At 61.7% G+C, this 12,753-nt stretch carries 13 protein-coding genes; 5 read left to right on the top strand and 8 right to left on the bottom strand.

The window, feature by feature from the left end; all coding sequences use genetic code 11:
• Positions 1-8 precede the first annotated feature (8 nt).
• On the bottom strand, positions 9-395 hold the full coding sequence (locus ACMGGG_RS20550; RefSeq protein WP_054895190.1) for a hypothetical protein: 387 nt from the start codon (positions 393-395) through the stop codon (positions 9-11).
• Between the two features lie 147 nt (positions 396-542).
• Between ACMGGG_RS20550 and ACMGGG_RS20545 the strand changes: the two genes are divergently transcribed.
• Positions 543-740, top strand: coding sequence for a heavy-metal-associated domain-containing protein (locus tag ACMGGG_RS20545; protein ID WP_323453441.1), 198 nt, complete (start codon positions 543-545; stop codon positions 738-740).
• Positions 741-868: 128 nt separating this feature from the next.
• Positions 869-2,050, top strand: coding sequence for a multidrug effflux MFS transporter (locus ACMGGG_RS20540; protein WP_054895188.1), 1,182 nt, complete (start codon positions 869-871; stop codon positions 2,048-2,050).
• Here ACMGGG_RS20540 and ACMGGG_RS20535 read toward each other — a convergent pair.
• Positions 2,001-2,198 carry a hypothetical protein gene (locus ACMGGG_RS20535; protein WP_081255318.1) on the bottom strand — a complete coding sequence of 66 codons (198 nt, stop codon included), beginning with the start codon at positions 2,196-2,198 and terminating at the stop codon, positions 2,001-2,003. The two genes, ACMGGG_RS20540 and ACMGGG_RS20535, sit on opposite strands and share 50 nt — an antisense overlap.
• Before the next feature lie 510 nt (positions 2,199-2,708).
• Between ACMGGG_RS20535 and ACMGGG_RS20530 the strand changes: the two genes are divergently transcribed.
• Positions 2,709-3,422: an ArsR/SmtB family transcription factor gene (locus ACMGGG_RS20530; protein ID WP_063546244.1), complete on the top strand. Its 714-nt coding sequence runs from the start codon at positions 2,709-2,711 to the stop codon at positions 3,420-3,422.
• A 33-nt stretch (positions 3,423-3,455) separates the two neighbouring features.
• Here the strand turns inward: ACMGGG_RS20530 and ACMGGG_RS20525 are convergent, their stop codons facing one another.
• The 6 genes from ACMGGG_RS20525 to ACMGGG_RS20500 all read right to left on the bottom strand — a co-directional run bounded on the left by ACMGGG_RS20525 (position 3,456) and on the right by ACMGGG_RS20500 (position 9,272).
• Positions 3,456-4,403, bottom strand: a complete 948-nt coding sequence (locus ACMGGG_RS20525; protein ID WP_063546242.1) for an adenosine deaminase — start codon at positions 4,401-4,403, stop codon at positions 3,456-3,458.
• Between the two features lie 94 nt (positions 4,404-4,497).
• Positions 4,498-5,853, bottom strand: a complete 1,356-nt coding sequence (locus ACMGGG_RS20520) for an 8-oxoguanine deaminase (RefSeq protein WP_414154328.1) — start codon at positions 5,851-5,853, stop codon at positions 4,498-4,500.
• A gap of 120 nt (positions 5,854-5,973) precedes the next feature.
• Positions 5,974-6,660, bottom strand: a complete 687-nt coding sequence (locus ACMGGG_RS20515) for an SDR family oxidoreductase (RefSeq protein ID WP_414154327.1) — start codon at positions 6,658-6,660, stop codon at positions 5,974-5,976.
• A gap of 365 nt (positions 6,661-7,025) precedes the next feature.
• Positions 7,026-7,610, bottom strand: coding sequence for an IMPACT family protein (locus ACMGGG_RS20510; RefSeq protein WP_112899241.1), 585 nt, complete (start codon positions 7,608-7,610; stop codon positions 7,026-7,028).
• Between the two features lie 9 nt (positions 7,611-7,619).
• A complete protein-coding gene (locus ACMGGG_RS20505) occupies positions 7,620-8,282 on the bottom strand; it encodes a TetR/AcrR family transcriptional regulator (RefSeq protein WP_414154326.1) in 663 nt (220 codons plus the stop codon).
• 72 nt (positions 8,283-8,354) lie between these two features.
• Positions 8,355-9,272 (bottom strand): LysR family transcriptional regulator, encoded by a 918-nt coding sequence (locus ACMGGG_RS20500; RefSeq protein ID WP_414154325.1) that lies wholly within the window; start codon positions 9,270-9,272, stop codon positions 8,355-8,357.
• 118 nt (positions 9,273-9,390) lie between these two features.
• On the opposite strand from ACMGGG_RS20500, the gene ACMGGG_RS20495 reads away from it, so the two are divergent.
• Together ACMGGG_RS20495 and ACMGGG_RS20490 are read left to right on the top strand one after the other, a co-directional pair.
• On the top strand, positions 9,391-10,737 hold the full coding sequence (locus tag ACMGGG_RS20495) for an aspartate aminotransferase family protein (RefSeq protein ID WP_414154324.1): 1,347 nt from the start codon (positions 9,391-9,393) through the stop codon (positions 10,735-10,737).
• A gap of 66 nt (positions 10,738-10,803) precedes the next feature.
• Positions 10,804-12,297, top strand: coding sequence for a CoA-acylating methylmalonate-semialdehyde dehydrogenase (locus tag ACMGGG_RS20490; RefSeq protein ID WP_063546230.1), 1,494 nt, complete (start codon positions 10,804-10,806; stop codon positions 12,295-12,297).
• Positions 12,298-12,753 lie beyond the last annotated feature (456 nt).

The raw sequence follows: 12,753 nt of genomic DNA, 5'->3' as shown, positions 1-12,753 counted from the left end.
TGGTAAGGTCAATACCCCAGGCCGGCTCGCTTCAATTCCAGTCCATTCTGGCCCACGGCGATCCGGTATTTGTTGATCTGCCCCGCTTGCAGGTTGAGGCGGGTGCTGCGCTGGTCTTCGACGCCGGGTGCACAACCGGGCACCTGCCCGGGCAGCAGGCGCAGGCGCACGTCCACCGGTCCAGGCGGCAGGTTGAACGAGGTCGATTGTTCCTGGAACACACGGCCGGAAAGCTGGTCGTTGAGATACACACCGATTTCGCAGCTGGTGGCCACTTCCAGGCGTTCCCGGGAAATGATCAGCACGCTGTAGTCCGAATTGCCCTCGGCGCTGACCGGTGGCACGACGGCCACGGCACTCAGCAGCCCGACGAGGCCCAATGCTGCCCTGATCATGAAACTTCTCCTGGTTGGCGAGTCGTCAAAAGCGCAGCTTGGCTGAGCCGCTCGCGGATTTCCAGCCCGGCCGTTTTGTGCAGAACTTGACCTTTCCATGATGGCAAGCTTGAAACTCTCCGCAAAACCCAGATGGAGGTAGTTCCAATGCAAGTCTTCAATGTGCAGGGCATGAGCTGCGGTCATTGCGTCAAGGCAGTGACCCGTGCGGTTCAGGAGCAGGATGCGACGGCGCAGGTGGAAGTCGACCTGGGCGCCAAACAGGTGCGGGTGCAGAGCCAACTCGGGGTGCAGCAGATCCTGGAAGCGATCCGTGAAGAGGGTTATCAGGTCGAGCCGGCCTGACGGCGATGAACGGTGGTACCTGCTGCGGGTATCACCGTTTTCGGGCGTAACTGTTACAAAGCTTTTCATACCAGGCCGACCCCAGTGCAGTTAGACTAGCCCGTTGCTTAGCCTGCTATGGATTTCCGATGAACCTGCGCATCCTGTTGATCCTCGGCGCTCTCTCGGCCTTCGCGCCATTGGCGATCGATTTCTATCTCCCCGCGTTCCCTGCCATGGCCCAGGCCTTCGGCACCGATGAACAGCACGTCCAGACGACCCTGGCTGCCTATTTCCTTGGTTTGTCGCTTGGCCAACTGGCCTATGGTCCGATCGCCGACCGTTTCGGCCGACGCAAGCCACTGTTGTTCGGTATCAGCCTTTTCACCCTGGCGTCGCTCGCCTGCGCCTACGCCCCGGACCTCGACACTCTTGTGGTGGCGCGGTTCATCCAGGCATTGGGTGGGTGTGCGGGCATGGTGCTGTCGCGTGCCATCGTCGTCGACAAATGTGACGCGGTGGGGGCAGCCAAAGCGTTCTCGCAATTGATGCTGGTGATGGGGCTCGCGCCGATTCTCGCGCCGATGCTCGGTGGCGTGCTGATCAATGTGTCTGGCTGGCAGTCGATCTTCCTGGTGCTCAGCCTGTTCAGCGCTGCTTGCCTGCTGGCGGTGAGCCTGGGGCTGCCGGAAAGCCTGCCAGCCCATGTGCCCCGCCAGCCGCTGTCGGGTGCCTTGCGTCAGTACCTGCGGCTGCTGGGCGATCGTGTGTTCCTGGGGCATGCGCTGACGGGCGGCATCGCCATCGCCGGCATGTTCGCCTATATCGCCGGTTCCCCGTTCGTGTTCATCAAGCTCTATGGTGTACCGGCCGAGCATTACGGCTGGCTGTTTGGCACCAATGCTGCCGGTTTCATCCTCTGCGCCCAGGTCAACGCCCGACTGCTGGCCAAGCGCGGCCCTGCCTTCCTGCTGGCCCGAGCGGTATGGCTCTACCTGGCTGCCGGGTTGGTACTGCTGGGGGTGGCGCTGCTGCGTCCGACGCAGTTGTGGCCATTGCTGGTGCCGCTGTTCGTTTGCATCGCCAGCCTGGGCTGCATCATTCCCAACGCCTCGGCCTGTGCCATGAACGGGCAGGGGGCCAGGGCCGGCAGCGCATCGGCATTGATGGGCAGCCTGCAGTTCAGCGTCGCTGCAGGCGCGGCAGCGTTGGTGGGGGTTCTGCACGATGGCAGCGCAGTGCCGATGGCCTTGGTGATCAGCTTGTGCGGTGTGCTGGTGGTCAATGTCGCGATGCTGACTCGACGCCTCCAGTCCAGGCAGGCTGCATGAGGGGGTGAGGGGCCTTCAGGCGTGTCTCCAGAACGGCGACGAATGCCCGGGCCTCCGCCTCGCTGCGAAAACTCACCACATGTTGATCGAGCTGTACCTGCCAGGGGCAGTTGGGGTGGCGGTTCGATGTACTGACGACAATCTTCATCGCGGCATCCTCCAGTCGGGGTGAGAGCGAAATCAGTGTAGCGCCGTCCCTATTGCCCGCCACATGCCGGGGTGACGTCCTGACTGACGGTCACCCGAGGGACGAAAGGCTTATTCAACCAAGATGCGAACCTTCGCTTTTTCTTGCCCTACTTGTGGAACTCGACTGTCGGCATTGTTCCTCTGTTGTGGCCTTTATCTGGCAAGGAATCTGGCCAGGTCCGGGATGTTAGAGGGGATGCTGATAGCGCTTGTCATTTACCGGCTTTTTTCGATTTCGCGAAGGGTGCTACTACCCTCGGTCTTGTGTCGCGAAACGTTGGCCAAACCCAGCTAGTACAGGGCTTTCGGCGGCTTATACTTGCCCCCAAGAGCGGTTTCCCCACCAGGCGGTGTTTCCCACACTGCCTGACAGGCTGCAACCCACACTATCTGCTGCAACCTCTGGCCAGTCCCACTGCCATGATGGCCATTGGATAAAAAACGGATCTCGCAATGGAGTTGATAGAGTATGAAAGCAGTCAGCAGTATCAGTCAGATCGCCGGTCTGATGGCCGAGCCCAAGCGCAGTGCCATGCTCTGGGCCCTGATCGATGGATCTTCTCGGCACGCTGACGAGTTGGCACTCATGATTGGCGTTACGCCGTCATCGGCCTGCGCGCACTTGTCCTTGTTGTCTGCTGCCGGCCTGCTGCGCCTCGAGGCACGTGGGCGCAAGCGCTATTTTCGACTGGCCACCCCCGAGGTGATCGCCGCGGTCGAGGCACTGGCCAGCGTGCAGCTTGGCGGTCGTGGCGAATGCCAGGGATCGGTCAGGCCGTTGCAGGTGCCGCTGTCGTTGCGCAGGGCGCGACGTTGTGGCGATCACCTGGGTGGCGAAATTGCGGTAGACCTGTATCGGCGCATGGTGTCCGCTGGTTGGTTGGAGGGCAATGACCTGCACCCTACCGTGAGCCTGGAAGGGCGTGTGCAACTGGCCGCGATTGGCGTCTACATCGATGCGCTGGCGCCGCGCCAACGCGGTGCCTGTGTGGTCTGCCACAGCAGCGAGTGGAGTGACAACGGCCCCCACCTGGGCGGTGGTGTTGGGCAAGCGATGCTCAGGTTGTTCATGCAGTCTGGCTGGATACGCGAGCAGGAGGGGTCCCGCGTGATGCAGATTTCTTCCCTGGGTATTCAAGAGATCAACCGTATCGCGCGGGTGCCGGCATTGCAGGTGGGTTGAAGTGCCCCTTTAATGCCGGCTGTGCTCGTCCACTCAAACCAGACGTGCATCCAGGCTGTTCTGTGCCAGGCGCATTGCCTGCTCTTGGGACATGCCCAGATGCTGGTACAAGGCGTGGAAGTTTTCCGTGACATATCCGCCGAAGTAGGCCGGATCATCGGAGTTCACCGTGACTTTGACCCCACGCTCGAGCATGTCGAGGATGTTGTGCTGGCTCATATGATCGAACACGCAGAGCTTGGTGTTCGACAGCGGGCAGACGGTCAGCGGAATCTGCTCGTCGATGATGCGTTGCATCAGCCGCTCATCTTCGATAGCTCGCACGCCGTGGTCAATGCGCTTGATTTTCAGCAGGTCGAGGGCTTCCCAGATGTACTCGGGCGGCCCTTCCTCGCCGGCGTGGGCAACGGCGACCAGGCCTTCGTTGCGGGCTCGGTCGAAGACGCGCTGGAACTTGCTTGGTGGATGGCCTTTCTCCGAGCTGTCCAGGCCCACGGCAATGAAGGCATCGCGGAATGGCAGGGCCTGGTCGAGGGTCTTCTCGGCCTCCGCCTCGCTGAGGTGGCGCAGGAAGCTCAGGATCAGGCCGCTGCTGATACCCAACTGCTCGCGACCATCCTTGAGCGCCTGGTTGATGCCGCCGAGCACCACCTCGAAGGGGATACCCCTGTCGGTATGGGTCTGTGGGTCGAAAAAGGGTTCGGTGTGAATGACGTTCTGCGCCTTGCAGCGTTGCAGGTAGGCCCAGGTCAGGTCGTAGAAGTCCTGCTCGGTGCGCAGTACATCAGCGCCCTGGTAGTAGAGGTCGAGAAACTCCTGCAGGTTGTTGAACGCGTAGGCGCTGCGCAGCGTCTCCACGTCGGCCCAGGGCAGGGCGACCTTGTTGCGTTCGGCCAGGGCGAACAGCAGTTCCGGCTCCAGCGAACCTTCCAGGTGCATATGCAGTTCGGCCTTGGGCAAGGCATTGAGCCAGTCATACATAGGGTGTGATCTCGAATCAGGTACGGTTGGCCGACATTCTACAGGGCTATGCGCTATTCGGTAGGGCGGGGCTGACCGACAGCCCCGCTGTGCTTCAACCGGCGATCAGTGCGGCTGCCGCCTGACGATGGTCGGCGATCAGGCCCTGGACATCGAGTCCCTCGATCTGGCCATCAATCACGCGCCAGTGTCCGCCGACCATGACTCGGTCAGCCCGGTCCGCCGCGCACAGCAGCAGCGCCGACAGCGGATCGTGGCTTCCGGAGAAACGCAGTTCGTCGAGCTTGAACAACGCCAGGTCCGCCTGCTTGCCCACCGCCAGCTCCCCAATATCGCTGCGGCCCAGCAGTTGCGCCGAGCCACGGGTTGCCCAGCCCAGCGCGCGCTCGGGCGTGATCTGCTCGGCGCCGTAGCGCAGGCGTTGCAGGTAGAGGGCCTGGCGCGCTTCGAGGATCATGTTCGAGGCATCGTTGGACGCCGAGCCGTCTACACCCAGGCCGACTGCGGCCCCGGCCGCTTCGAGCTCGATGGTCGGGCAGATTCCCGAGGCCAGGCGCATGTTCGAGCTCGGGCAATGGCAGATACCGGTGCCGGCAGCGCCCAGGCGCGTGATTTCGTCCGGGTTGAAATGGATACCATGGGCCAGCCAGGTGCGTGGTCCGAGCCAGCCGACACTGTCCAGATAGGCCACGGTGCGTAGGCCGAAGCGCTGCAGGCAGAAGTCTTCCTCATCGAGTGTTTCGGCCAGGTGGGTGTGCAGGCGCACGTCCAGCTCTTCGGCCAGGCTGGCGCTGGCGCGCATGATCTCTGGCGTGACCGAGAAGGGTGAGCAGGGCGCCAAGGCGATCTGGATGCGCGCACCTTCGCCACGCTCATGATAACTGTGGATAAGTCGCTGACTGTCGGCCAGGATCACTTCGCCTTGTTGCACTGTCTGCTGCGGGGGCAAGCCGCCGTCCGCTTCACCCAGGCTCATCGAGCCGCGGGTCAGCATGGCGCGCATGCCGAGCTTGCGTACGACCTCTACCTGTACGTCGATGGCGTGGTCCAGACCTTCCGGGAACAGGTAATGGTGATCGGCGGCGGTGGTGCAACCCGACAGCAGCAGTTCGGCCAGTGCAACCTCGCTGGCGAGCGCCAGTTTGGCCGGGGTTAGCCGTGCCCACACCGGGTAGAGGGTCTTGAGCCAGGGAAACAGTGGTTGGTTGACCACAGGAGCCCATGCGCGGGTGAGGGTCTGGTAGAAGTGGTGGTGAGTGTTGATCAGACCTGGCAGCACAACGTGCTCACGGGCATCGAACACTTGGTCACAGGCGGTGTCGGGCTGTTCGCCGAGGGCGAGCAGTTGGCTGATGCGGCCGTTTTCAATGACCAGGCCACCGCGGGCATCGGTACCGTTGGCAGTGAAGATGGCAAGGGGGGATTTCAACCAGATACGGGTCGCAGGCATGGTGCCGGCTCCTCTGAAAGTGGGTTCAGGGTTAGCCAGCTCAGTGTTGCCCTGTCTGCTGATCCAGGTCCGCCGCGAGGCGAGGCATCGAGTCTACTGCCTCGCCACGTGGCTTTCAATTCACCAGGTCAGGGCGTCACCCTTGTAGTTGATAAAGCGCAGGCCGCCCTGGCCGCTTTGCTCGTTGATCCGGTCGAGCATGCCGCGTGTGCTGGTGAACACGTCGATTTCCGCGTTCTCGCCGCCCATGTCGGTCTTCACCCAGCCTGGGTGCATGGCCAGCACGCTCAGGTCGGAATGCTGCAACTCAACCACGAAGCTGTTGATCATCGAGTTGAGCGCGGCCTTGCTGGCCTTGTACAGGCAGATCTCGTTGCCATCAGGGCTGGTCACGCTACCCAGGCCCGAGCTCATGAACGCCAGCACCCCGGTGTTTTCGCGGATCTGCCCGACCAGGCGACGCGCCACACGGATGGGCGCAACGGCATTGGTCATGAACAGGTCGCCGATCTGCGTGTCTTGCACGGTTTCCAGGTCTTGTGGCAACGGTCCCATGACTCCGGCATTGACGAAGACCAGGTCGAAAATCTCGTCTTGCACACGCTGCTTGAGGTCGTCGAGCAAGGCGGTATCGTTCATTTCCAGGGATTCGATGCGCACACCTGCGACATCTTTCAAGGCACCCGGCTTGCTTGCATCGCGCACGGTGGCTGTCACGTTCCAGCCGTCTTCACGCAGACGTTGTACCAAGCCCAGTCCCAATCCGCGGGAGGCGCCGATGATGAGGGCGTTTTTGCTTGTGGACATGTGGATGCTCCGAGGTCGCTTGAAGAAGGGTATCGAGGATACTCCAGGCGGGGGCGACTCGCCTGCGTTGCGTTTGTACAAAAAATGATCAGACGCTCCGCGCCGTGTGCTGGTGGGCGCCCTGCCTGTTGGCGCACGGGTTATCCACAGGCTGTTCCACAGTTATTGTGTGCAAGCACGTGGGCGGCGGGAAAGCTCGTGAAAACCGGGCGATGGGGATAACTCTCCGGGTTTCAGTCGTTTGCGGGTGTCATCAAACAGTGATCAAAATATGCTCAATCGGCTGAAAGCCATACGTGGCAAGGCTTGCCAAAGAATGCCCCAAGCTTATCCACAGGCAGGCCCACAGTAGTTGTGGGCACCTTTCAGCGAGGTTCGAGACGAATCCGGCCACGGCTGAGGTCGGACAATTGCTGCTGGAAGGTCTGTACGTGCTCTTCGCCCAGCGCCAGGAGTAGATCGACGCCGTTTGCCGTGAACTGTTCGTCCAGCACCAGCCCGTCGGCCTCGGCCAGGCGCAGCTTGAGCAAGGTCAGTTCGCTGAACGTGCAACTGCAGGTGAATTCGCTGCGCTGTACCAGCAGCCGTTTCGGCGCCTGTTGCAAGCACTTGTTGGCGCCCCCGCCATAGGCACGGGCCAGGCCTCCGGTGCCGAGCTGGATACCGCCATACCAGCGGATGACCAGCACCACCACCTGATCGCAGTCCTGGGCTTCGATCGCCGCAAGAATTGGACGTCCGGCGGTGCCGCCCGGCTCGCCATCATCGCTGCTGCGGTATTGCGCGCCGATTTTCCAGGCCCAGCAATTGTGGGTGGCGGCCAGGTCGCTGTGACGTTCGATGAAACTCATCGCCTCGGCGGCACTGCTGACAGGGCCGGCGAGGGTGATGAAGCGGCTCTTGCGGATGTCTTCGCGGAACTCGCAGAGCTCAAGCAGGGTAGAGGGCATAGGTCCGGGTCACGCGGGCGGGTTGATGCCGCAGCCTTTGAGAATGATGTGGATAAGGTTGTTGCTGGCGTCTTCCATGTCCTGCTTGGTCAGGCGGCTGCGGCCGGTGACCTGGCAGATCTGGGTGGCGAAGTCGGCGTAGTGCTGAGTACTGCCCCAGAGCAGGAAGATCAGGTGCACAGGGTCTACCCGGTCCATCTTGCCGGCCTCGATCCAGGCCTGGAACACTGCGGCGCGCCCGCGGAACCACTCGCGGTAGTCGGCGCTGAAGTATTCGCTCAGGCACTGGCCGCCGCTGATCACTTCCATGGCGAAGATCCGAGATGCCTGCGGGTTGCGCCGGGAGAACTCCATCTTGGTGCGAATGTACTGGCTCAACGCCACGGCTGGGTCGTCCTCGACGCTCAAGGCGTTGAAGGTGCTGTCCCACAATTCGATGATGTTGCTGAGCACGGCAATATAAAGGCCGAGCTTGTTGGTGAAGTAGTAGTGCAGGTTGGCTTTGGGCAGGTTGGCCTTCAGCGCGATGGTGTTCATGCTGGTGCCCTTGAAGCCATGGCGGGCGAATTCGTCCTCGGCGGCCTGGATGATGGCCTGTTCGTTCTTTTGGCGAATGCGGCCGGCGGGCTTGCCCGAGGCGGAGAGGCGATGCGCAGGGACTTCAAAGGTCATGGACGTTTCCGTACGGGGTCTGTGGGCAACGGATGTCGGACAGATTACCTGCCTGTGCCGAAGTGACAAGCATTAGCGCGTTGCCGCGAGGCTTTCGAGAAAACTTTCCAGCACCAGATTCGGACGGCGTCCCTTGCGCGTCACCCAGCTCAGGCTCAGGTCATAGAAGCGTTGCGTCGGTTTCAGTGCCCGCAGGCGGCCCTGCTGGACCCAGAACATGGCGTAGTGATCGGGCAGGTAGCCGATGTAGCGCCCGGTGAGGATGAGAAAGGCCATGCCCTCGCGGTCCGAGGCACTGGCAGTGCAGTTCAGTGCCTGGTAGTGCGCCTGGATATCGGCTGGCAAACGGAAGGTCGGAGCGATGGCTTCCTGGCTGTTGAGGCGCTGATCGTCGATTTTCTGATCCTCGGCATAGAACAGGGGGTGGCCGACTGCGCAGTAGAGCAATGAACGTTCGCTGTACAGGGGCTGGTATTCCAGGCCCGAGAGCGGACTGGTCTGCGGCACCACGCCGACATGCAGGCTGCCGTCCAGCACCCCTTGTTCGACCTGGCTCGGGGCGATCATGCGAATCTGGATGCGTACATCCGGCCCACGATCCTTGAGCTCAGCGAGCGCGTGGGTGATGCGCATGTGAGGCAAGGTAACCAGGTTGTCGGTCAGGCCGATATTGAGTTCGCCACGCAGGTGCTGGTGCAGTCCGTTGACCTCGGTGCGAAAGCTCTCAAGGGCGCTGAGCAGTTGCAGCGCCGATTGGTAGACCTCGCGGCCTTCTTCGGTGAGCGAAAAGCCTGCCCGGCCACGCTGGCACAAGCGCAAGCCCAGGCGCTGTTCCAGGTCGTTCATCTGCTGGCTGATGGCCGAGCGTCCAATACCCAGTACGTTTTCCGCCGCCGAAAAGCCGCCGCACTCGACGACACTGCGGTAAATCTTCAGCAGACGAATATCGAAATCGCTGACTTGCGCGAGAGGATTGGGGCGACGACTCATAAGTTTAGTCCGCTGCTAACTGAAGATTAGAAATGTTGGCTTTTTCAGACTTTATCCCCGTGACAATTTAGCTGCAACAACAGCCATCGTTGCCTAGTCGTCTTCCGAGGAACCGCCGATGAACATGCCCGAAACCGCCCCGTCCGGCCTGGCCAGCCAGCTCAAGCTGGATGCTCACTGGATGCCCTACACCGCCAACCGCAACTTCCAGCGTGATCCACGCCTGATCGTGGCCGCCGAAGGCAATCACCTGGTTGACGACAAGGGGCGCAAGATCTTCGACGCACTGTCGGGCCTGTGGACCTGCGGCGCCGGGCATACCCGCAAGGAAATCACCGACGCGGTGACGCGCCAGCTGAGCACACTGGATTATTCGCCGGCCTTCCAGTTCGGCCATCCGCTGTCGTTCCAGCTGGCCGAGAAGATCGCCGAGCTGACGCCGGGCGACCTCAACCATGTCTTCTATACCAACTCCGGCTCCGAGTGCGCCGACACCGCGCTGAAGATGGTGCGTGCCTACTGGCGCCTGAAAGGCCAGGCAACCAAGACCAAGATCATTGGTCGTGCCCGTGGTTACCACGGCGTGAACATCGCTGGCACCAGCCTGGGTGGGGTCAATGGCAACCGCAAGATGTTCGGCCAACTGCTGGATGTCGACCATCTGCCTCACACCGTGCTTCCGGTGAACGCTTTCTCCCGCGGCATGCCGGAGGAGGGCGGTATCGCCCTGGCCGAGGAGATGCTCAAGCTGATCGAATTGCATGACGCTTCGAACATCGCCGCTGTGATCGTCGAGCCGCTGGCCGGCTCCGCTGGCGTGCTGCCTCCGCCGAAGGGTTATCTGAAACGTCTGCGTGAAATCTGCACCCAGCACAACATCCTGCTGATCTTCGATGAAGTGATCACTGGCTTCGGTCGTATGGGTGCGATGACCGGCTCCGAAGCCTTCGGTGTCACTCCGGATCTGATGTGCATCGCCAAGCAGGTGACCAACGGAGCCATCCCGATGGGGGCGGTGATCGCCAGCAGCGAAATCTACCAGACCTTCATGAACCAACCGACGCCGGAGTACGCCGTGGAATTCCCCCATGGCTACACCTATTCGGCTCACCCTGTGGCCTGCGCTGCCGGTATCGCTGCGCTGGACCTGCTGCAGAAGGAAAACCTGGTGCAATCCGCCGCCGAACTGGCGCCGCACTTCGAGAACCTGCTGCACGGCGTCAAGGGCACCAAGAATGTCATCGACATCCGTAACTACGGCCTGGCTGGCGCGATCCAGATCGCAGCGCGCGATGGCGATGCGATCGTGCGTCCATACGAGGCGGCCATGAAACTGTGGAAGGCCGGCTTCTATGTCCGCTTCGGGGGGGACACCCTGCAGTTCGGCCCAACCTTCAATACCAAGCCGCAGGAACTGGATCGCCTGTTCGACGCGGTAGGCGAAGCCCTGAACCAGATCGACTGATCTTTCCGACGCTGACGACAGGCGCCTGAGCGCGCCTGTTCCAACCTTCTTTATCTGGAGTTCTGCATGAGCATCGTTCAGCACCTGATCAATGGTGAGCTGGTTTCCAAGGGCGGTCGCACCGCCGATGTCTTCAACCCGTCGACCGGCCAGGCTACGCGCAAGGTCGAACTCGCCAGCCGCGCCACCATCCAGGAAGCCATCGACTCGGCCAAGGCCGCATTCCCGGCCTGGCGCAACACGCCCCCGGCCAAGCGCGCCCAGGTGATGTTCCGCTTCAAGCAATTGCTGGAGCAGAACGAGGCGCGCATTTCGCAGATGATCAGCGAAGAGCACGGCAAGACCCTCGAGGATGCCGCCGGCGAACTGAAGCGTGGTATCGAGAACGTCGAGTTCGCCTGTGCTGCGCCCGAGATTCTCAAGGGTGAATACAGCCGCAACGTCGGCCCGAATATCGACGCCTGGTCCGACTTCCAGCCGCTGGGCGTGGTGGCTGGCATTACCCCGTTCAACTTCCCGGCGATGGTGCCGCTGTGGATGTACCCACTGGCGATCGTCTGCGGCAACGCGTTCATCCTCAAGCCGTCGGAGCGTGACCCGAGCTCGACCCTGTTCATTGCCCAACTGCTGCTGGAGGCCGGCCTGCCCAAGGGCATCCTCAATGTGGTGCACGGCGACAAGGAAGCGGTGGATGCGCTGATCGAAGCACCGGAAGTCAAGGCTCTGAGCTTCGTGGGTTCGACACCGATCGCAGAATACATCTATGCCGAAGGCACCAAGCGCGGCAAGCGTGTGCAGGCGTTGGGTGGTGCGAAGAACCATGCGGTGCTGATGCCCGATGCCGAGCTGGACAATGCGGTGAGCGCCCTGATGGGTGCGGCCTATGGATCGTGTGGCGAGCGCTGCATGGCAATTTCGGTGGCGGTGTGCGTGGGCGACCAGGTCGCCGATGCGCTGATCGCCAAGCTGGAGCCACAGATCAAGGCGCTGAAGATTGGTGCCGGCACTTCTTGCGGGCTGGACATGGGGCCGTTGGTCACTGCCGCTGCACGTGACAAGGTCGTAGGCTATATCGACGATGGCGTGGCTGCGGGTGCCAAGCTGGTGGTGGATGGCCGTGGTTTCCGCGTTGCGGGCAATGAAGACGGTTACTTCGTTGGGGGGACGCTGTTCGACAACGTCACTCCGGAGATGCGCATCTATAAAGAGGAGATCTTCGGGCCGGTGCTGTGTGTGGTACGAGTGCAGAGCCTGGAAGAGGCGATGCAGCTCATCAACGATCACGAATACGGCAACGGCACTTGCATCTTCACCCGTGACGGTGAAGCGGCGCGTTTGTTCTGTGATGAGATTGAAGTGGGCATGGTAGGGGTGAACGTGCCGCTGCCAGTGCCGGTGAGCTATCACAGCTTTGGCGGCTGGAAGCGTTCGCTGTTTGGTGACCTGCACGCCTATGGGCCGGATGGGGTGCGCTTCTATACCCGTCGTAAGGCGATTACCCAGCGTTGGCCGCAGCGCAAGAGCCATGAAGCGTCGCAGTTTGCGTTCCCGAGCTTGTAAGGTTGTGGTGATGTGAGAAGCGGGGAGGCCGACAGGCCTCCCCGTTTTGGTTTGTGGGGTGGGTGAGGCCTGGTTTGGATTAATGGGTGACTGCAAGGTGCCTGCCTTGGGGTTTCTGGCACCGTTAAAATCGAGCGCCGCCCGCGCGGCGCTTCGCGGGCAAGTCGGAGCGCCGAACCGCCGCCCCTACATTTGTTTCGGGCCAGTTATGCCTGTGCCACAGGCGCGCGACCGCCTGGTGTGTACGACTCGGTACCGCGCCGTGCGCCAAAGGGGGCGCGCGAAAATGCCACAGGACTCACTGGCCAGAAACAAACTGTGGGAGCGGGCTTGCCCGCGAAGCGCCGCGCGGGCGGCGCTCGATCTTGTAGGCGCAGCAGAGTTTGAGGCAGGCACTTGGTGGCCTATATAAGGTCTGCGCCGAGGATCTTTCAAATAACTGAAATAAAAGGTTGA

This window comes from Pseudomonas sp. BNK-44-b, from assembly GCF_047456245.1.
GTDB lineage: Bacteria > Pseudomonadota > Gammaproteobacteria > Pseudomonadales > Pseudomonadaceae > Aquipseudomonas > Aquipseudomonas machongensis.
This window is presented reverse-complemented; position numbering and strand designations above follow the sequence as displayed.

Excerpts from the sequence above, each read along its gene's own strand:
- ACMGGG_RS20515 (WP_414154327.1), bottom strand. The coding sequence starts at position 6,660 with ATGTCCACAAGCAAAAACGCCCTCATCATCGGCGCCTCCCGCGGATTG.
- ACMGGG_RS20540 (WP_054895188.1), top strand. The coding sequence starts at position 869 with ATGAACCTGCGCATCCTGTTGATCCTCGGCGCTCTCTCGGCCTTCGCG.
- ACMGGG_RS20490 (WP_063546230.1), top strand. The coding sequence starts at position 10,804 with ATGAGCATCGTTCAGCACCTGATCAATGGTGAGCTGGTTTCCAAGGGC.
- ACMGGG_RS20530 (WP_063546244.1), top strand. The coding sequence starts at position 2,709 with ATGAAAGCAGTCAGCAGTATCAGTCAGATCGCCGGTCTGATGGCCGAG.
- ACMGGG_RS20500 (WP_414154325.1), bottom strand. The coding sequence starts at position 9,272 with ATGAGTCGTCGCCCCAATCCTCTCGCGCAAGTCAGCGATTTCGATATT.
- ACMGGG_RS20525 (WP_063546242.1), bottom strand. The coding sequence starts at position 4,403 with ATGTATGACTGGCTCAATGCCTTGCCCAAGGCCGAACTGCATATGCAC.
- ACMGGG_RS20545 (WP_323453441.1), top strand. The coding sequence starts at position 543 with ATGCAAGTCTTCAATGTGCAGGGCATGAGCTGCGGTCATTGCGTCAAG.
- ACMGGG_RS20550 (WP_054895190.1), bottom strand. The coding sequence starts at position 395 with ATGATCAGGGCAGCATTGGGCCTCGTCGGGCTGCTGAGTGCCGTGGCC.
- ACMGGG_RS20495 (WP_414154324.1), top strand. The coding sequence starts at position 9,391 with ATGAACATGCCCGAAACCGCCCCGTCCGGCCTGGCCAGCCAGCTCAAG.
- ACMGGG_RS20505 (WP_414154326.1), bottom strand. The coding sequence starts at position 8,282 with ATGACCTTTGAAGTCCCTGCGCATCGCCTCTCCGCCTCGGGCAAGCCC.
- ACMGGG_RS20520 (WP_414154328.1), bottom strand. The coding sequence starts at position 5,853 with ATGCCTGCGACCCGTATCTGGTTGAAATCCCCCCTTGCCATCTTCACT.
- ACMGGG_RS20510 (WP_112899241.1), bottom strand. The coding sequence starts at position 7,610 with ATGCCCTCTACCCTGCTTGAGCTCTGCGAGTTCCGCGAAGACATCCGC.
- ACMGGG_RS20535 (WP_081255318.1), bottom strand. The coding sequence starts at position 2,198 with ATGAAGATTGTCGTCAGTACATCGAACCGCCACCCCAACTGCCCCTGG.